This is a genomic window from Klebsiella sp. 1SOBk10mer, from assembly GCF_046602535.1.
Taxonomy (GTDB): domain Bacteria; phylum Pseudomonadota; class Gammaproteobacteria; order Enterobacterales; family Enterobacteriaceae; genus Klebsiella; species Klebsiella quasipneumoniae.
The window spans coordinates 47043-65079 of sequence record NZ_JBKIUP010000011.1; the positions used below are offsets into that span (position 1 = coordinate 47043).

Annotated in this window: 17 protein-coding genes and 1 pseudogene; 13 read left to right on the forward strand and 5 right to left on the reverse strand. The window is 58.9% G+C overall.

Annotation, left to right across the window (positions count from 1 at the left end):
• From nagZ to ACLH1I_RS22025, 4 genes are all read left to right on the forward strand, one after another.
• On the forward strand, positions 1-1011 hold the full coding sequence (nagZ, locus tag ACLH1I_RS22010) for a beta-N-acetylhexosaminidase (protein WP_072140424.1): 1011 nt from the start codon (positions 1-3) through the stop codon (positions 1009-1011).
• A 35-nt stretch (positions 1012-1046) separates the two neighbouring features.
• On the forward strand, positions 1047-1589 hold the full coding sequence (gene ycfP / locus ACLH1I_RS22015) for an alpha/beta hydrolase YcfP (protein WP_002900775.1): 543 nt from the start codon (positions 1047-1049) through the stop codon (positions 1587-1589).
• 244 nt (positions 1590-1833) lie between these two features.
• Positions 1834-3138: an NAD(P)/FAD-dependent oxidoreductase gene (locus ACLH1I_RS22020; protein WP_008805997.1), complete on the forward strand. Its 1305-nt coding sequence runs from the start codon at positions 1834-1836 to the stop codon at positions 3136-3138.
• 193 nt (positions 3139-3331) lie between these two features.
• The gene (locus tag ACLH1I_RS22025) at positions 3332-3871 is read left to right on the forward strand and encodes a glycine zipper 2TM domain-containing protein (protein ID WP_002900781.1); all 540 of its coding nucleotides are present in this window, start codon (positions 3332-3334) and stop codon (positions 3869-3871) included.
• Positions 3872-3928: 57 nt separating this feature from the next.
• Here ACLH1I_RS22025 and ACLH1I_RS22030 read toward each other — a convergent pair whose 3' ends face one another.
• Positions 3929-6118: a TonB-dependent siderophore receptor gene (locus tag ACLH1I_RS22030; protein ID WP_043519501.1), complete on the reverse strand. Its 2190-nt coding sequence runs from the start codon at positions 6116-6118 to the stop codon at positions 3929-3931.
• A gap of 69 nt (positions 6119-6187) precedes the next feature.
• Here ACLH1I_RS22030 and ACLH1I_RS22035 point away from each other — a divergent pair, with 69 nt between their 5' ends.
• A complete protein-coding gene (locus tag ACLH1I_RS22035; protein ID WP_004140642.1) occupies positions 6188-6310 on the forward strand; it encodes a hypothetical protein in 123 nt (40 codons plus the stop codon).
• Between the two features lie 52 nt (positions 6311-6362).
• Here the strand turns inward: ACLH1I_RS22035 and ACLH1I_RS22040 are convergent, their stop codons facing one another.
• Entirely contained in the window at positions 6363-6998 is a 636-nt protein-coding gene (locus ACLH1I_RS22040; RefSeq protein ID WP_004204579.1) for a TetR/AcrR family transcriptional regulator, read from the reverse strand.
• Positions 6995-7114: pseudogene (locus ACLH1I_RS22045) on the reverse strand (hypothetical protein). The gene ACLH1I_RS22040 and the pseudogene ACLH1I_RS22045 overlap by 4 nt, the downstream one beginning before the upstream one ends.
• Before the next feature lie 133 nt (positions 7115-7247).
• On the opposite strand from ACLH1I_RS22045, the gene bhsA reads away from it, so the two are divergent.
• Positions 7248-7505: a multiple stress resistance protein BhsA gene (bhsA, locus tag ACLH1I_RS22050; protein ID WP_002900788.1), complete on the forward strand. Its 258-nt coding sequence runs from the start codon at positions 7248-7250 to the stop codon at positions 7503-7505.
• 128 nt (positions 7506-7633) lie between these two features.
• Here bhsA and ACLH1I_RS22055 read toward each other — a convergent pair whose 3' ends face one another.
• Together ACLH1I_RS22055 and mfd are read right to left on the reverse strand one after the other, a co-directional pair.
• Positions 7634-8587, reverse strand: a complete 954-nt coding sequence (locus ACLH1I_RS22055) for a L,D-transpeptidase family protein (protein ID WP_017898955.1) — start codon at positions 8585-8587, stop codon at positions 7634-7636.
• 164 nt (positions 8588-8751) lie between these two features.
• Positions 8752-12198 (reverse strand): transcription-repair coupling factor, encoded by a 3447-nt coding sequence (mfd, locus tag ACLH1I_RS22060; protein WP_043519500.1) that lies wholly within the window; start codon positions 12196-12198, stop codon positions 8752-8754.
• A gap of 39 nt (positions 12199-12237) precedes the next feature.
• Here mfd and ACLH1I_RS22065 point away from each other — a divergent pair, with 39 nt between their 5' ends.
• From ACLH1I_RS22065 to ACLH1I_RS22095, 7 genes are all read left to right on the forward strand, one after another.
• Positions 12238-12369 (forward strand): hypothetical protein, encoded by a 132-nt coding sequence (locus ACLH1I_RS22065; protein ID WP_004140630.1) that lies wholly within the window; start codon positions 12238-12240, stop codon positions 12367-12369.
• A gap of 133 nt (positions 12370-12502) precedes the next feature.
• Complete coding sequence (gene lolC, locus ACLH1I_RS22070) at positions 12503-13702, forward strand: lipoprotein-releasing ABC transporter permease subunit LolC (protein WP_004204582.1); 1200 nt, start codon at positions 12503-12505, stop codon at positions 13700-13702.
• Positions 13695-14396 carry a lipoprotein-releasing ABC transporter ATP-binding protein LolD gene (lolD, locus tag ACLH1I_RS22075; RefSeq protein WP_004204584.1) on the forward strand — a complete coding sequence of 234 codons (702 nt, stop codon included), beginning with the start codon at positions 13695-13697 and terminating at the stop codon, positions 14394-14396. The genes lolC and lolD overlap by 8 nt, the downstream gene beginning before the upstream one ends.
• Positions 14396-15640, forward strand: coding sequence for a lipoprotein-releasing ABC transporter permease subunit LolE (gene lolE / locus ACLH1I_RS22080; RefSeq protein ID WP_008806005.1), 1245 nt, complete (start codon positions 14396-14398; stop codon positions 15638-15640). Before lolD ends, lolE begins: the two co-directional genes overlap by 1 nt.
• 48 nt (positions 15641-15688) lie before the next feature.
• Positions 15689-16600, forward strand: coding sequence for an N-acetylglucosamine kinase (gene nagK / locus ACLH1I_RS22085; RefSeq protein ID WP_032455829.1), 912 nt, complete (start codon positions 15689-15691; stop codon positions 16598-16600).
• Positions 16601-16614: 14 nt separating this feature from the next.
• Complete coding sequence (gene cobB, locus ACLH1I_RS22090; protein ID WP_048323680.1) at positions 16615-17445, forward strand: Sir2 family NAD+-dependent deacetylase; 831 nt, start codon at positions 16615-16617, stop codon at positions 17443-17445.
• 90 nt (positions 17446-17535) lie between these two features.
• Positions 17536-17880: a hypothetical protein gene (locus tag ACLH1I_RS22095; RefSeq protein ID WP_023317922.1), complete on the forward strand. Its 345-nt coding sequence runs from the start codon at positions 17536-17538 to the stop codon at positions 17878-17880.
• Positions 17881-18037: the final 157 nt, after the last annotated feature.

Below are 18037 nucleotides of genomic sequence, written 5' to 3' on the forward strand. Positions count from 1 at the left end.
ATGTTGGATGTTGAAGGGTATGAACTGGATGCGGAAGAGCGAGAGATTCTGGCGCATCCATTGGTGGGAGGGTTGATCCTCTTCACCCGAAATTATCACGATCCGGCGCAGCTGCGGGAGCTGGTGCGCCAGATCCGCGAAGCCTCCCGTAACCATCTGGTGGTGGCGGTCGATCAGGAAGGGGGACGCGTTCAGCGTTTCCGCGAAGGCTTTACCCGTTTACCGGCGGCCCAGTCTTTCGCTGCGCTGCTGGGGATGGAAGAGGGGGGCAAACTGGCCGCCGAGGCTGGCTGGCTGATGGCCAGCGAAATGATCGCCATGGACATCGATATCAGCTTTGCGCCGGTGCTGGACGTCGGTCACATCAGCGCCGCAATCGGCGAACGTTCTTATCATGAAGATCCGCAGAAAGCGTTGACGATGGCGCGTCACGTCATTGACGGCATGCACGCCGCGGGCATGAAAACCACCGGCAAACACTTCCCGGGACACGGGGCGGTGACTGCCGATTCGCACAAAGAAACCCCCTTCGATCCGCGTCCGGCATCGGTTATCCGCGACCACGATATGGCGGTATTCAAAAGCCTTATCGCCGAGCAGCGTCTGGATGCCATTATGCCGGCGCATGTGATTTACCCGGAGCTCGACCCGCGTCCGGCGAGCGGTTCGGCCTATTGGCTGAAAACGGTGCTGCGCGGCGAGCTGGGCTTCGATGGGGTGATTTTCTCCGACGATCTGTCGATGGAAGGGGCGGCGATCATGGGCAGCTATGCCGAACGCGGCCAGGCATCGCTCGACGCCGGTTGCGATATGATACTCGTCTGCAATAATCGTAAGGGCGCGGTCAGTGTTCTGGATAACCTGTCGCCGATCAAAGCAGAGCGTGTTACGAAATTGTATCATAAAGGTTCCTTTTCCCGTCAGGAGTTAAGGGATTCAGCCCGTTGGAAAACGGTGAGTGCCCAGCTGGAGCAGCTTCATGCGCGCTGGCAAGAGGCGAAGTCCGCGTAACGCTCTGCGGGGCGTTGTTGTCTGGTGAGGATGCGATGATTATCTATTTACACGGTTTTGACTCGAACAGCCCCGGTAACCACGAGAAGGTGATGCAGTTGCAGTTTATTGACCCTGACGTGCGGTTGATAAGCTACAGCACGCGCCATCCCAAGCACGACATGCAGCATCTGCTGAAAGAGGTTGATAAAATGCTGCAGCTTACCGCCGATGACCGGCCGCTGATCTGCGGCGTTGGACTCGGCGGTTACTGGGCGGAGCGGATTGGTTTCCTGTGCGATATCCGTCAGGCGGTGTTCAATCCGAACCTGTTTCCGCATGAGAATATGGAAGGCAAAATCGACCGACCGGAAGAGTATGCTGACATCGCCACCAAATGCGTGACCAACTTCCGCGAAAAGAACCGCGATCGCTGCCTGGTGGTGCTTTCCCGACAGGACGAAGCGTTGGACAGCCAGCGTTCCGCCGACCTTCTGCACCACTATTATGAAATTATCTGGGATGAAGAGCAGACCCATAAGTTTAAAAACATTTCGCCGCACCTGCAGCGGCTGAAAGCGTTTAAAACCCTCGGTTAAGCCTTTTCCCCTGTCTCCAAACCCGCGCCGGGTTCACCGCGCGGGTTTTTTCATGTCTACACTTATTGGTTTCGCTGAAAAAATACGCGACAAAACTTGATGCACATCAATTTTGGTATGACCAATGCACCGTTCATGGTATTCTCGACAGTGCTGAATGGTTTCATTGACGTAACTTGTTGTTAAATAAAGGCTATTTTAATAACTTTTATTTAACAATTGGTTAATAATTTTAGGGGTACACATGACTACGCCATTGAAAAAAATCGTAATTGTGGGTGGCGGCGCAGGCGGACTGGAACTGGCAACTCAGCTGGGGAAAAAGTTAGGGCGCCATAAGAAAGCGAAAATCACCCTGGTGGACCGTAACCACAGCCATCTGTGGAAGCCGCTGCTGCACGAAGTGGCCACCGGTTCTCTGGATGAAGGTGTCGATGCGCTGAGCTATCTGGCCCATGCCCGCAACCACGGCTTCCAGTTCCAGCTGGGGTCGGTGGTCGATATCAATCGTGAAGGGAAGACCATCACCCTCGGCGAGCTGCGCAATGAAAAAGGCGAGCTGCTGGTGGCTGAGCGTAAACTGCCGTACGACACGCTGGTGATGGCGCTGGGCAGTACCTCGAATGACTTCAACACCCCTGGCGTTAAAGAGAATTGCATTTTCCTCGACAACCCGCACCAGGCGCGTCGTTTCCATCAGGAAATGCTCAACCTGTTCCTTAAATACTCCGCGAACCTCGGCGCTAACGGTAAAGTAAACATTGCCATCGTCGGCGGCGGCGCCACCGGCGTGGAACTCTCCGCTGAGTTGCATAATGCCGTGAAACAGCTGCACAGTTACGGCTACAAAGGGCTGACCAACGAAGCGCTGAACGTCACGCTGGTCGAAGCGGGCGAACGCATTCTGCCGGCGCTGCCGCCGCGCATTTCCGGGGCGGCGCATAATGAGCTGACCAAGCTGGGTGTACGGGTGCTGACGCAGACCATGGTCACCAGCGCCGATGCGGGCGGCCTGCACACCAAAGATGGCGAATATATTGAAGCGGATCTAATGGTCTGGGCGGCCGGGATCAAAGCGCCAGATTTCATGAAAGAGATCGGCGGCCTGGAAACCAACCGTATCAATCAGCTGGTGGTTGAGCCGACGTTGCAGACCACCCGCGACGCGGATATTTTCGCCATTGGCGATTGCGCCTCCTGCGCCCGTCCGGAAGGCGGCTTTGTGCCACCGCGTGCCCAGGCGGCGCACCAGATGGCTACCTGCGCGCTGAATAACATCCTCGCGCAGATGAAAGGTAAACCGCTGAAGGCGTATACCTATAAAGACCATGGCTCACTGGTGTCGCTATCCAACTACTCCACCGTCGGCAGCCTGATGGGCAACCTGATGCGCGGCTCGATGATGGTGGAAGGGCGCATTGCGCGCTTTGTGTACATCTCCCTGTACCGTATGCACCAGATCGCACTGCACGGCTATTTCAAAACCGGCCTGATGATGCTGGTCGGGCGCATCAACCGCATCATTCGTCCGCGCCTCAAGCTGCATTAATCGCTGTTGCGACCCGGAGCGCGCCCTGGCGGCGCCTCCGGGCTCTTCTGCTGAACCGGCGGCGATCCCGCTCGGAATCCTCTGAATCCCTTTGATTTGCAGCGAATTCTCGCACTTTTCATCCGCTATCTGATTTGCGCCTTCCCGGGTCCGGTTGCAAAATTGTATCAACAGCAACAAAGGAGGATCTCCCGTGAATAAATCTATGTTGGCGGGTATAGGGATAGGCGTGGCTGCCGCGCTGGGCGTTGCAGCTGTCGCTGGTCTCAACGTGTTAGATCGCGGCCCGCAGTATGCGCAAGTGGTCTCCAGTACACCGATTAAAGAAACCGTGAAAACCCCGCGCCAGGAATGCCGCAATGTCACCGTGACCCATCGTCGTCCGGTACAGGATGAAAACCGCATCGCCGGTTCCGTGCTGGGCGCGGTGGCGGGCGGGGTGATTGGCCACCAGTTCGGCGGCGGTCACGGACGCAGCGTGGCGACGGTGGTGGGCGCGCTGGGCGGCGGCTATGCCGGTAACCAGATCCAGGGCGCGATGCAGGACAACGACACCTACACCACCACGCAACAGCGCTGCAAAACGGTGTATGACAAATCCGACAAAATGCTGGGTTACGATGTGACCTATAAGATAGGCGATCAGCAGGGGAAAATCCGGATGGATCACGATCCTGGCAGCCAGATCCCGCTGGACAACAACGGCCAGCTGGTCCTGAACAACAAAATCTAAAAACAGATTTGTGTATTGATTAGCCCCTCAATCGCTCAGGCTGAGGGGCTTTTTTTATCAGAAGGTTAACGCGTAATTCAGACCGAAGGTGCGGCCGCGGCCCTTGTATTCATACAGCGACGAGCTGCCGTACGTTGGGCTGTAGAGCAGCGGCGCGCGCTGGCCCCAGATGGTGATATAGTCTTCGTTAAGCAGGTTTTCGATACTGAAGGTCAGTTTTCCCACCGGCAGCGCGTAACTGCCGATAAAATCGACGGTGTTATAGCCTTCCAGCTTGTTGCCGGCGGCGTCGCTGAGGTCAAACACCTGCTGGCTCTGCACGCGCAGGCTCCACGGATCCGGCGCCCAGCCCACCCAGGCGGTGGCTTTGGACGGCGAGGCGAGGGTGACGTCCCACTTCTGCCAGCGGCCATCGGTCTGCACCTGTGATTTCAGCACGTTGAAGTTGCCGCCGACGCTCCAGTCGCTGTCCGGAATAAAGTAATCGACCGCACCCTCAACGCCGTAAATACGCCGTTTGTCGGACTGAACATCGATGGTCATATCGGTACGGTTGACGACGATGGTCTTATCCGAAGTCGAGTAATACGCCGCCAGCTGAGTGCGCAGGTTATCGCCGGTATAGCGCCAGCCCAGCTCATACGAGTTAACCTTGATCCCCTGCAGCGGCGAGTCATCGACGTTGACGCTGGAGAGCAGCGGCAGATGACCATTGACCGCCGCGCCGTATTTCCCGATGCCATAGTATTTACCCGGATCCGGCAGCTCAACGCCCTGCGAGAAGTTAAACCAGGTCTGCTGACGCTCGGTCAGATGGGCCACGATCCCGGCGTTAAACAGGAAGTTGTCATAATCGGTTTTGCCGCCTTTGATGGCGTCGGCGGAGCGCGCTTTGCCGTTGGCGATATCCTGTTGCTGGGCGTAGCCGACAAAGTCGTCAACCCGGTTTTCGGTCCACTGGTAGCGAACCCCGCCGCTGAGGGTAAAGATATCGTTCAGATCATAGCTCGACTGCAGGAACGGCGCGACGTTGGAGATACTGTATCCCGGATAGCGACCGGTGGTGTAGATCGATTCGTTGTGCAGCCCGCCGGACGCCAGCGATTGTTGCAGATCGAAGAACATCTGGTTGGCATTGAAGGTCTCATGATCGGCGTCGAGACCCCAGGTGAGATCCCATCCCGCCAGCGGCTGGCTGTTGAGGGTCAGCTTTGCCCCGTACTGATCGGTATCCTGCTGCGACGAGGAGAAGCTGCTGACCTGACCTTTGCTGAGCGTCGGGAATGGATAGAAGGTGAGGGACTCATCGCGATAGTACACCTGGCTCACCAGATTCTGGCCGAAGAAATCGGCATCGGAGTACTGGAGGCTGATCAGATGGCGCTCGGTGCCGGGGATACGATCGGAATTGAGCCCATCGGTGGTGTACGCTTTGCCGCCGCTGGTGACCGCGGACATATTTTTCCCGAGCCACAGACCATAGTCATCATCGCCCTGGCTTTTATAGTACTGGGTGACCAGCTGCAGCTGGCGGTTGTCGTCGATCTCGATCGTCCCCGTCCCCATGACGTCCAGACGATCAGAGTGCTGGAGCCCCGTTTGGGTGTTATCGAGGATCAGCGCATCGTTATTGCCGTCGTACCAACCGCCGAAACGCTGATAGGCTACCGATAAACGCCCGGACGCGTGGTCTGTCCCGCCGCTGACCGCCGCCGCGACGCGCTCATCATGATCGTTGCTGTTTGCAAACCCGCTCTTGCTGCCCACCTCAAGATCGACCTGGCGATCCTGCTGCCCTTTTTTGGTGACGATGTTGATAAGTCCGCCGGTACTGCCGCCGCCGTACAGCGAGGTTGCCCCGGAGATCACTTCGACATGCTCGATGTTGAACGGGTCGATGGCGTCGAGCTGGCGGCTGTCGGTGCGGGAAGAGTTGAGCCGGACGCCGTCAATCAGCACGACGATGGCGCGCCCGCGCATGTTCATCCCATAGTTGGTGCGCCCCTGGCTGCTGACGTCGATGCCTGGGATCAGCTGCGCCAGCACGTCTTTGAACTCTTTTCCGCCCTGGACCTGCTGCTCAATCTCCTGGCCCTCAATGACCCAGGTGGTTTGGGCCATTTCGGCAACGGTGCGATGGGTGCGGTTCGCGCTAACGATAATGCTGTCTTCTTCAGACTGAGCCGCCAGCGCAGGCAGCGCGCTGGCCAGCAGCAGAGGGTGGAGCACCCAGAGGCGCTTTTTCATATCCATTCCTTTTATGAGCAAGTTGTTTTGTCGTTGTTATGGGCCGGCGTCGGGCCGGTATTCGTTACAATGCGAAACATCTGGAAAAACTCAAAAAAGGATTTTGCACATAATGAATATCGCAATCAATATCATTTGCGTTTATCTTGCGCGAGAAAAGGTAATAAAAATCAATCTATTTTGTGGGGATAAAGCGAAACGGCGGGCGGTTCCGGCGGTTGAACACCGCCGGAAGCGGGGCGCATCAGGACTCGAGGACCAGCGGCCAGAGACGGAGGGTGGTGTCAGTGATTTGCATCAGTTTGTCAAAATCGGCGCCTTCCCGTGCGCTGATGGACATCCCCTGCAGGACACAGTTGAGAAACTGCGCCAGCTGCCCCACGTCGCGGCCCGCGGGCAGTTCGCCCTGCGCTTGCCGCTGCTGCAGAAACTGGGTTAGCGCCTGCTCCTGCATCGCATGGCGGGATTTGATGGTATTGGCGATATCCGTCGAGGAGGCGGCCAGCGCGGCGGAGGTATTAATGATAAAGCAGCCGGCCGGTGTCTCTTTGCTGGTAAAACAGGTGGCGACCGCGGTGAAGTAGTCGCGCAACGCCCGATCGACGGATTTTCCCTCAGCAAACAGCACGGCTTCGTGCTTCGCGGCAAAGCGCGAAATGTAACGGTCCAATACTGCGCGGAACAGTCCTTCTTTATTCACAAATTCCGCATACAGGGTGGGGGCTTTTGCTCCTGTCGCCTCGACCAGATCGGCGAGCGAGGTCGCCTCATAGCCGTGCTGCCAGAAGAGTGTCATGGCTTTGTCCAGCGCCGCATCCCTGTCGAACACCTTCGGTCGGCCACGGCTTTTTTTGGCGCAACTCTGAACGTCAGTTGTCATGATGCCGTTGTACCTATGTTGGTTTGGTGAATCGTCATTATAAAAATAAACGATCGCCGGGGCCAGCGCTGTTAGTTCAAAAATAAATAATTCATATGCGTATGAAAATTAAGCATTTTATAAATAGTTAAACGATCGTTATAAAAATGCGTTGACGTGTGACTTAGATCACATTAATATTTACCTATCGATCGTTAAGTTAATGCTAACGACCCTACTATAAAATTCATCTGCATAGGTATAATAATCATGAAAACCGTTAATACTCTGGCTATTGCCGCCGTTCTTAGCTCCCTCTCTTTCGCCAGCTTTGCCGCTGTTGAGGTGCAGTCCACCCCAGCCGGCCAGCATAAAGTGGGTACTATCTCAGCTTCCGCAGGGACTAACCTGGGTTCGCTGGAAGACCAGCTGGCGCAGAAAGCGGATGAGATGGGCGCCACCTCATACCGTATTACTTCGGTAACCGGTCCGAATACCCTTCACGGTACCGCGGTTATCTACAAGTAAACCCGATGCGTCGCTGCCCGGCCCCCTTCACCGGTCAGCGATGAGTAAAACCCTGTTGTACCCCTGTTTGACCCTTGCCAACAAAAAACCCGCCTGAAGGCGGGTTTTTTGTTTTCTGCGGTGTGAGGTTACAGCGACTGCGGGCCGGGGTCCGCATGACGGGTGACGTCAATGGGCATGCCCGAGCGGTAATTCATCGCGCGCTCCATCACTGTTCCGTCGGTCTGCGGCGCCTGTTTGAACGCCTTCATGGCCGCGTTAAGCGTAATAGGCAGGGTCTGCGGGTCGTCATCGATATGCTCAGACAGCGGCTGATGGACCTCAACCAGACGGCGACCGTCCGGCTCTACCGACGCCTTGATCGGCGTGTTGATAATATTCACCTTCGTGCCCGGCGAGATGGCGTTGTACAGCGCCTTGATATCGTTGTCGCGCAGACGAATACAGCCGGAGCTGACGCGCATACCGATGCCGAAATCGGCATTGGTGCCGTGCAGGAGATAGACTCCGCCATAGGCGGCGAGGCGGATGGCGTGATGTCCCATCGGGTTGTCAGGACCGGCAGGCACCACCGCCGGCAGCTCAATCCCCATCGCTTTGTAGCGCGCGCGAATGTTGGCGGTTGGCGTCCAGGTCGGATTGGCCCGCTTGTCGGACACGGTGGTAACCATTGTCGGTGTGATGGTGGTTCCGCCCAGCTGGCCGATGCCGATCGGGTAGACGGTCACTTCATTCTTGCCTGGCGGGTAATAGTAGAGGCGCAGTTCGGCAAGGTTAATCACCAGCCCTTCGCGCGGCGCATCGGGCAGCAGCGTCTGCAGGGGGATGGTCAGCACGCTGCCGGCGCGCGGAACGTAGGGGTCCACCCCGGGATTGGCCTGCAGCAGGGCCAGGAAGCCGACATTGTACTTTTTGGCAATCGCCTCCAGCGAACCGCCGTTATCCTGCACCACATGGAACTGATTCTGCCCCACCAGTCGGCTGCCCGGCGGGGGAAGGGGCCAGGTGTTAGCGCGCGCGGGCAGCGCCAGCGCAGCAACCAGCGCGACCAGCGCCAGCATCAAGGGGAAACGGATTCTCATTACCATAACTCCAAAATATATAAGTGGTTATTTTTATATGAAAAAGGAGATGAGATTATGGCGTGAGTCTGTGTGGGGAAATCCAGGCGGATTGCAAAATGTTTGTAAAGATTGCCAGATATGTGGAAAGGGGGATACGGCGTAACGGCCATATCCCCCCGCGATCAGGCGACGGCGTTCTCTTCCAGCTGGCGCATGAACTGGCGAACCCAGTCCATCCGCGTCTTACGCTCCTCGAGATCCTGCATGAACTTCAGGCGCGTCGGCCCGTCCAGGCGGAAGTGCTGCGGCTGCTTCTGCAGCAGGCCAATTAACCACACCGGATTGACGTTGTTTTTCTCGTTAAATTCGATCACGCCGCCTTTTTCGTTACTTTCCAGTTTACGGATCCCCAGCTTCTGCGCCTGCTGACGTAGACGGGCGATATCCAGCAGGTTGCGGGCGGCGTCGGGCAGGCGACCAAAACGATCGATCAGCTCGACTTTGATCTCCTCCAGATCCTGTTCGTTTTTGGCGCTGGCAATGCGCTTATAGAACGACAGGCGGGTATTGACGTCGGGGATGAAATCGTCAGGCAGCAGGGAAGGCATGCGCAGTTCGACTTCGGTCTGCTGGCTGGTGAGATCCTCCAGCGACGGCTCGCGCCCGGCTTTCAGCGCATCCACCGCATTCTCCAGCAACTCCATATACAGGGAGAAGCCGATGGTCTCCATCTGACCGCTCTGATCTTCGCCCAGCAGTTCCCCGGCACCGCGGATCTCCAGATCGTGGGTGGCTAGCGCAAAGCCGGCACCGAGATCTTCCAGCGAGGCAATGGCTTCGAGGCGCTTTTGCGCATCGGTGGTCATCGCCTTTGGATGCGGCGTCAGCAGCCAGGCATAGGCCTGGTGATGGGAGCGGCCAACGCGGCCGCGCAGCTGGTGCAGCTGGGCGAGGCCAAAATGGTCGGCGCGTTCGATGATGATGGTGTTGGCGGTGGGAATGTCGATCCCGGTTTCGATGATGGTGGTGCACACCAGCACATTGAAGCGCTGGTGATGGAAGTCATTCATCACCCGCTCCAGCTCACGCTCCCGCATCTGACCGTGGCCGATGGCGATCCGCGCCTCAGGCACCAGCTCCGCCAGTTTGTCGGCGGCTTTCTGGATGTTCTCGACGTCATTAAACAGGTAGTAAACCTGGCCGCCGCGCAGCGTTTCACGCAGGATCGCCTCGCGCACCACCAGCGCATCGTATTCGCGAACGAAGGTCTTTACCGCCAGGCGGCGCGCCGGCGGCGTGGCGATGATCGACAGATCCCGCATCCCGCTCATCGCCATGTTCAGCGTTCGCGGGATCGGCGTGGCGGTGAGGGTCAGGATATCGACATCGGCGCGCATCGCTTTGATGCGCTCTTTATGCCGCACGCCAAACCGGTGCTCTTCGTCGACGATCAGCAGCCCCAGATCGCGCAGCTTCACCTCGCTTTGCAGCAGCTTGTGGGTGCCGATCAAGATGTCGATTTTGCCTTCCGCGGCCTGCTCGAGGATCTGCGCCTGCTCCTTAGCGCTGCGGAAACGGGAGAGCATTTCGATGCGTACCGGCCAGTTGGCGAAACGATCGCGGAAGTTGTCATAGTGCTGCTGAGCCAGCAGGGTGGTCGGCACCAGTACCGCCACCTGTTTGTGGTTCTCCACGGCGAGGAAGGCGGCGCGCATGGCCACTTCAGTTTTGCCGAAGCCCACATCGCCACACACCAGGCGGTCCATGGCCAGCGGCTGGCACATATCGCTGAGGACGGCGTTGATCGCCTGCGCCTGATCCGGCGTGGTTTCAAATGGGAAACCGTCGCAGAACAGCTGATACTGTTCGCGGTCGTGTTTAAAGGCAAACCCGGCTTTCGCTGCGCGCTGGGCGTAGATATCCAGCAATTCGGCCGCGACGTCGCGTACCTTCTCGGCCGCTTTTTGCCGCGCCCGGGTCCAGGCATCGCCGCCCAGCTTGTGCAGGGGCGCGTTCTCTTCCGCTCCGCCGGCGTAGCGGCTAATAAGATGCAGGGAGGAGACCGGAACGTATAATTTGGCATCGTTAGCGTAGGTCAGCATCAGGTATTCGCCGGTGATGCCGCCCGCCTCCAGGGTAGTCATGCCTGCGTAGCGGCCCACGCCGTGTTCCAGGTGAACGACCGGCTGGCCGATATGCAGTTCGGCAAGGTTGCGAATGAGTGTGTCAGGGTTAATGGTGCGACGGGAATCCTGACGACGGCGCGCGACGCGCTCGCCGAGCAGGTCGCTCTCGCAAATCAGCGCCAGGCCGCGCTGGCTGTCGATAAACCCGTGCTCGGCGGCGCCAATCATCAGATAGCGGCCGTTGCCGGTGGCTTCCTCCAGACGCAGCACGTGTTTTGGCGCAACTTTAATCCGCGCCAGCATTTCGCTCAGCGCTTCACGGCGACCCTCGCTTTCCACCGAGAAGATCACCGGGCCGGTAAACGCTTCGAGGAAGCGGCGCAGATTATCCAGCGGCGCTTTGTTTTGCGCCTGGACGGCGATGTCCGGCAGCGTCTGGTAGCCCAGATTTGTATTTGCCGCTTTGTCCGCCAGGCGCTCGGTTTTCAGCTGTACGCGCGGCCACTTTTTCAGTTCGCTAAACAGCTCATCGCTGCGCAGCCACAGCAGTTCCGGCGGCAGGAGCGGGCGCATCGGATCGACGCCGCGGTTTTCAAAACGGGCGCGGGCTTCATTCTGGAAACGCTCCGCGCTGGTCTCGAGATCGCCGGTGTTGACGATCAGCGTGCTGGACGGGAAATAGCTGAATAACGGCGGCAGCGGCTCGCTGAAGAACAGCGGCTGCCAGTATTCGATACCGGCAGGCAGCGTCCCTTTACTGACCTGCTGATAGATATGCTCGGCATCGCGTTTCACTTCAAAGCGGTCGCGCCACTGGCTGCGGAACAGCTCGATGGCGGTCTGGTCGGTGGGGAATTCGTGCGCCGGGAGCAGGTTAATGGCCGCCACTTCCTCCAGCGTGCGCTGGCTGTCGACGTCGAACAGGCGCAGGCTGTCGATTTCATCGTCAAAGAAATCGAGGCGGTAGGGCTGGTCGCTGCCCATCGGGAACAGATCGAGCAGCGCGCCGCGGGTAGCATATTCGCCATGCTCCATCACCTGATCGACATGGCGGTAGCCGGCCCCCTCGAGCTGATCGCGCAGCGCATCGCGCGACAGGCGCTGACCCTTTTTCATCACCAGCGCGTGGCCGTGAAGGAAGCTGTGCGGACAGACGCGCTGCATCAGCGTGCTGACCGGGACGATCAGCACGCCGCGCTGCATGGTGGGTAACTGGTAAAGGGTGGCAAGACGGGAGGAGATGATGTCCTGATGCGGTGAGAAGCTGTCATAAGGGAGCGTCTCCCAGTCCGCCAGCCCCATCACCATGCTGTCGGTGAACTGCCTGATCTCGTCGTTCAGACGCAGCGCGTTTTGCATGTCAGGCGCCACCAGCACCACCGGGCCCTTGTGGCGTTCGGCCATCTCCGCCACCAGGGTGGCGCAGGCTGCGCCGGTCAACTCGCCAAGCTGGCGCTGGTCACCGGCTTTCACCGGCAATGAGTATCGATATTGTTCAGGCATAGACGGTTTCATGGTCTCTTAGGGATTCGCTCTGCCGATATGGAGGGCAACTCGCTGATATTCAATAGTGAGATTATCCGCGATTGGTCTGGATTCGCCAACCCGAATTGCCATCGCGTGTTGGGTGAAGAAAGGTCAGCGCTGTCGATAAGCGTAAAGATAAATAAGTAAGTACTTATCTATCCGTTTGTATTTGCTTGGGTTTTAGGATTTTTGCTAATAAAGTCGTCAGGTATCAGTCATTTACGCTGCCCCTAATCGCTTATATACTCGGGAATCGGCTATCAGCAACCAGATGGATGACATGTATCAACCTGCCGCACTCTTTATCGGCCTGCGCTATATGCGTGGGCGAGCAGCCGACCGCTTCGGTCGCTTCGTCTCCTGGCTTTCCACCATCGGTATTACCCTCGGCGTCATGGCGCTGGTGACGGTCCTGTCGGTGATGAACGGCTTTGAACGCGAGCTGCAAAACAACATCCTGGGGCTGATGCCCCAGGCCATACTTAGCGCCAAACAGGGTTCGGTGAATCCCCAACAGCTGCCGGAGCGCGAGGCGAAACTCCAGGGCGTAACCCGGGTGGCGCCGATCACCACCGGCGACGTGGTGCTGCAGAGCGCGCGCAGCGTGGCGGTCGGGGTCATGCTGGGCATCGACCCGGCGCAGAACGATCCCCTGACCCCGTATCTGGTGAACGTCAAACAGAGCGATCTGCAGGCGGGTAAATATAACGTTATTCTCGGCGAGCAGCTGGCGGGTCAGCTGGGGGTTAATCGCGGCGATAAAATTCGCCTGATGGTTCCTTCCGCCAGCCAGTTTACGCCGATGGGCCGCGTGCCGAGCCAGCGCCTGTTTACGGTCATCGGCACCTTCGCTGCCAACAGCGAAGTCGATGGTTATCAGATGCTGACCAACATCGACGACGCTTCCCGTTTGATGCGCTATCCGCTGGGGAATATCACCGGCTGGCGCCTGTGGCTGGATAAACCGCTGCAAGTGGATACCCTCAGCCAGCAGACGCTGCCGCCGGGCACCCAGTGGCAGGACTGGCGCGAGCGCAAGGGTGAACTGTTCCAGGCGGTGCGCATGGAGAAAAATATGATGGGCCTGCTGCTCAGCCTGATCGTCGCCGTCGCGGCCTTCAACATTATTACCTCGCTGGGGATGATGGTGATGGAGAAGCAGGGCGAAGTGGCGATCCTGCAGACCCAGGGGCTGACGCCGCGGCAGATTATGGCCGTCTTCATGGTGCAGGGCGCCAGCGCAGGGATCGTCGGCGCGCTGCTGGGAGCGGTGCTTGGTGCGCTGCTGGCCAGCCAGTTGAATAATTTAATGCCGATCATCGGCGCCTTCCTTGACGGCGCGGCGCTGCCGGTGGCGATTGAGCCGCTGCAGGTCGTCGTTATCGCACTGGTGGCGATGGCGCTGGCATTGTTGTCTACGTTGTACCCTTCCTGGCGCGCTGCCGCCACTCAACCCGCTGAGGCTTTACGTTATGAATAAGATCCTGCTGCAATGCGACAACCTGTGCAAACGCTATCAGGAAGGCAATGTGCAAACCGATGTCCTGCACAATGTCAGCTTCAGCATTGATGAAGGCGAGATGATGGCCATCGTCGGTACCTCCGGCTCCGGCAAAAGTACCCTGCTGCATCTGCTGGGCGGCCTCGATACCCCCACCTCTGGCGACGTGATTTTCTCCGGCCAGCCGATGAGCAAGCTCTCCACCGCCGCGCGCGCCGACCTGCGTAACCGCGAGCTGGGCTTTATCTATCAGTTCCACCATCTGCTGCCGGACTTTAGCGCACTGGAGAACGTGGCGATGCCGCTGCTGATTGGCAAAAAGAAGCCGGCGGACATTGAACGTCAGGCGAAAGCGATGCTGCAGGCGGTCGGGCTTGAACACCGCAGCCATCACCGTCCGTCGGAACTCTCCGGTGGCGAACGCCAGCGGGTGGCGATTGCCCGCGCGCTGGTGAACAAACCGCGACTGGTATTGGCGGATGAGCCGACCGGTAACCTCGACGCTCGCAACGCCGACAGCATCTTCCAGCTGCTGGGCGAACTGAACCTCGCGCAGCGCACCGCGTTTCTGGTGGTGACCCACGACCTGCAGCTGGCGAAGCGGATGAGCCGCCAGCTGGAGATGCGCGATGGCCGCCTGACCGCCGACCTGACCCTGATGGGGGCCGAGTAATGGCCTCTCCGTTATCGTTACTGATTGCATTGCGTTTCAGCCGCGGCCGGCGGCGCGGCGGCATGGTGTCGCTGATCTCGGTGATCTCCACCATCGGTATTGCGCTGGGGGTGGCAGTGCTGATCGTCGGCCTCAGCGCGATGAACGGCTTTGAGCGCGAGCTGAATAACCGCGTGCTGGCGGTGGTGCCGCACGGTGAAATCGAACCCGTGAACCAGCCGTGGAATAACTGGCAGGAGGCGCTGGCTAAGGTGCAGAAAGTGAAGGGGATAGTCGCCGCGGCGCCCTATATTAACTTCACCGGCCTGGTGGAAAGCGGCAGCAATATGCGCGCCATCCAGGTGAAAGGGGTCGACCCGCAGCAGGAAACCCGGCTCAGCGCGCTGCCCACCTTTGTGCAGAATAACGCGTGGGCCGGCTTCAAGGCCGGTGAACAGCAGGTGATTCTGGGTAAAGGCGTCGCTGATGCGCTGCACGTGAAGCAGGGAGACTGGGTGTCGATCATGATCCCTAACGCCGACGCCGACCATCAGCTGCTGCAGCCGAAACGCGTCAGGCTGCATGTGACCGGTATTTTGCAGCTGAGCGGCCAGCTCGATCATAGTTTTGCCATGATCCCGATGCAGGATGCGCAGCAGTACCTGGAGATGGGCGGCAGCGTGACCGGTATCGCCATCAAGGTCACGGACGTTTTCCATGCTAACAAGCTGGTGCGCGACGCCGGCGAGGTGACCAACAGCTACGTCTATATCAAGAGCTGGATCGGCACCTACGGCTATATGTATCGCGATATCCAGATGATCCGCGCCATTATGTACCTGGCAATGGTGCTGGTGATCGGCGTGGCCTGCTTTAACATCGTCTCGACGCTGGTGATGGCGGTCAAAGACAAGAGCGGCGATATTGCGGTGCTGCGCACGCTTGGCGCAAAAGACGGCTTAATTCGCGCGATTTTCGTGTGGTATGGTTTATTAGCCGGATCGGTAGGCAGCCTGTTTGGGGTGGTGATCGGCGTGATCTGCGCGTTGAACCTGACGTCAATCATCAACGGCATCGAATACCTGATTGGGCATAAATTCCTCTCCGGCGACATCTATTTTATTGACTTCCTGCCGTCAGAACTGCACTGGCTGGACGTCTTTTATGTGCTGGTGACAGCACTGTTGCTGAGTTTGCTGGCCAGCTGGTATCCCGCCCGCCGCGCCAGCCGTATCGACCCGGCGAGGGTGCTGAGTGGCCAGTAATTTATCGTCATCGTCGGCCTGGCTGACGACACAAGAGGAATTGCTGAAATGTACTATGGATTTGACATTGGCGGCAGCAAGATAGCGCTGGGCGTATTTAATCAGGAGCGGCGGCTGCAGTGGGAAAAACGCGTCGCCACGCCGAAAAGCAGTTATGAGGATTTTCTCCAGGCGGTAGAGGCGCTGGTCCGCGAGGCCGATGAGCGCTTCGACCAGCAGGGGTCGGTTGGGATCGGTATCCCGGGGATGCCGGAAACGGCGGACGGCACGCTGTATGCCGCTAACGTGCCTGCCGCCAGCGGCCGGCCGCTGCGCGCCGACCTCAGCGCGCGGCTGGGGCGCGATGTGCGCCTCGATAATGACGCCAACTGCTTCGCGCTGTCGGAAGCGTGGGACGATGAGTTTACGCAATACCCGCTGGTGATGGGGCTGATCCTCGGCACCGGCGTGGGCGGCGGCCTGGTGTTGAACGGTAAATCGATTACCGGACATAGCTATATCACCGGCGAGTTTGGTCATATTCGTCTGCCGGTGGATGCCCTGGAGGTGGTCGGGCGTGATTTTCCGCTGCTTCGCTGCGGCTGCGGCCAGCTGGGCTGCATTGAAAATTATCTCTCCGGCCGCGGTTTTGCCTGGCTGTATGAACATTTTTATCAGCAACCGCTCACCTCGCCGGAGATTGTGGCGCAGTGGCAGCAGCACGATCCGCGCGCCCAGGCGCACGTAGAGCGCTATCTCGATCTGCTGGCGGTGTGTCTGGGGAATATACTGACCATTGTCGACCCGGATTTGCTGGTGCTCGGCGGTGGATTATCTAACTTTACGGCCATTAGCGAAGGGCTGGCGCAGCGATTACCGCGCCATCTTCTGCCGGTCGCCAGGGTACCGCGCATTGAGCGCGCGCGCCACGGCGATGCCGGGGGAATGCGCGGTGCGGCCTTCCTTCATCTGACTCATTAATCACAGAGGTAGCTATGCAGTCGCGCCGTTTACATCGATTGAGCCGTTTTCGTCGCAATAAACGTCAGTTGCGTGACCGTCTGCGTCAGCGGATTTTCTTTAGGGAGGACAGGATGAAGCCTGAAGCGATGGCCAAACCGAGAGTGGTGGTGTTAACCGGCGCGGGCATATCGGCGGAGTCGGGGATCAAAACTTTCCGCGCGGCCGATGGCCTGTGGGAAGAGCATCGGGTGGAAGATGTGGCGACGCCGGAAGGCTTCGCCCGCGACCCGGCGCTGGTGCAGGCGTTCTACAACGCCCGCCGTCGTCAGCTGCAGAGTCCGGAGATCGCGCCGAACGCGGCGCATCTGGCGCTGGCGCGTCTGGAGGATCTGCTGGGCGACCATTTTCTGCTGGTCACCCAGAATATCGATAATCTGCACGAACGCGCCGGCAACCGCCGGGTGATCCATATGCACGGCGAGCTGCTGAAGGTGCGCTGTTCGTGGAGTGGCCAGGTACTGGAGTGGACCGGCGACATCACCGCAGAGGACAAGTGCCACTGCTGCCAGTTCCCGGCGGCGCTGCGTCCCCACGTGGTCTGGTTTGGCGAAATGCCGCTGGGGATGGACGAGATCTACAGCGCGCTGGCCGAAGCGGATATCTTTATCGCCATCGGCACCTCCGGCCACGTTTATCCGGCGGCCGGCTTTGTGCACGAGGCGCGGCTGCACGGCGCCCACACCGTTGAACTGAACCTGGAGCCCAGCCAGGTGGGCAGTGAGTTTGCCGAAAAGCACTACGGACTGGCGAGCGAAGTGGTGCCCGCCTTTATCGATAAGCTGCTGCAGGAAAACGCGCTGTAAACTGAAGCAGCCTGCCGGGGACGAGGGCGACGCCCGCCGCCTCCGGCAGCGCTGCTGACAAGGGTGATACGTCATGACAGGAGTCAGACCATGCATAATCCCCTGGTCATTGAATCGATCGCCTTGATCGCGGCCATTCTCGTTGGCGTCTGGAGCCAGCGTGCTTTACCGCTACACGCCGACAGCCGACCGATCCTCTTCCTGCTGTGTCTGTTCGTCGGCACCGGCAGCGCATTGTGCCTGCTGCTGGATGGTTTAGCCCTGTTGCTAACCGGCCAGATAGCGACCGGCGGTGTGCGAATATACGGCCCGTTGCTGCTGCTGGTGGCGCTGTGGAAACCCCTCAACGGGGTTGTCGGCATCATGGAGGGTGTTTTGCAGCGGCGAGCCGCAAAAGGGAAGGGCAAAGGCCAGCGCGACGGCGGACGACGCTGATCCGCTTCCCCCTGAGACGCGCATAACTTTCTCCTGGCTACCGTCAGCCCCCGGCGGTCGCTCTGACGATATCGCCCGGACCGGCGCCGGGCAATGACCTCCATCCTGCCATTCTCGGCTTCTCCTTTCTGAGCGATTTCCTACTCTATTTTGTGCG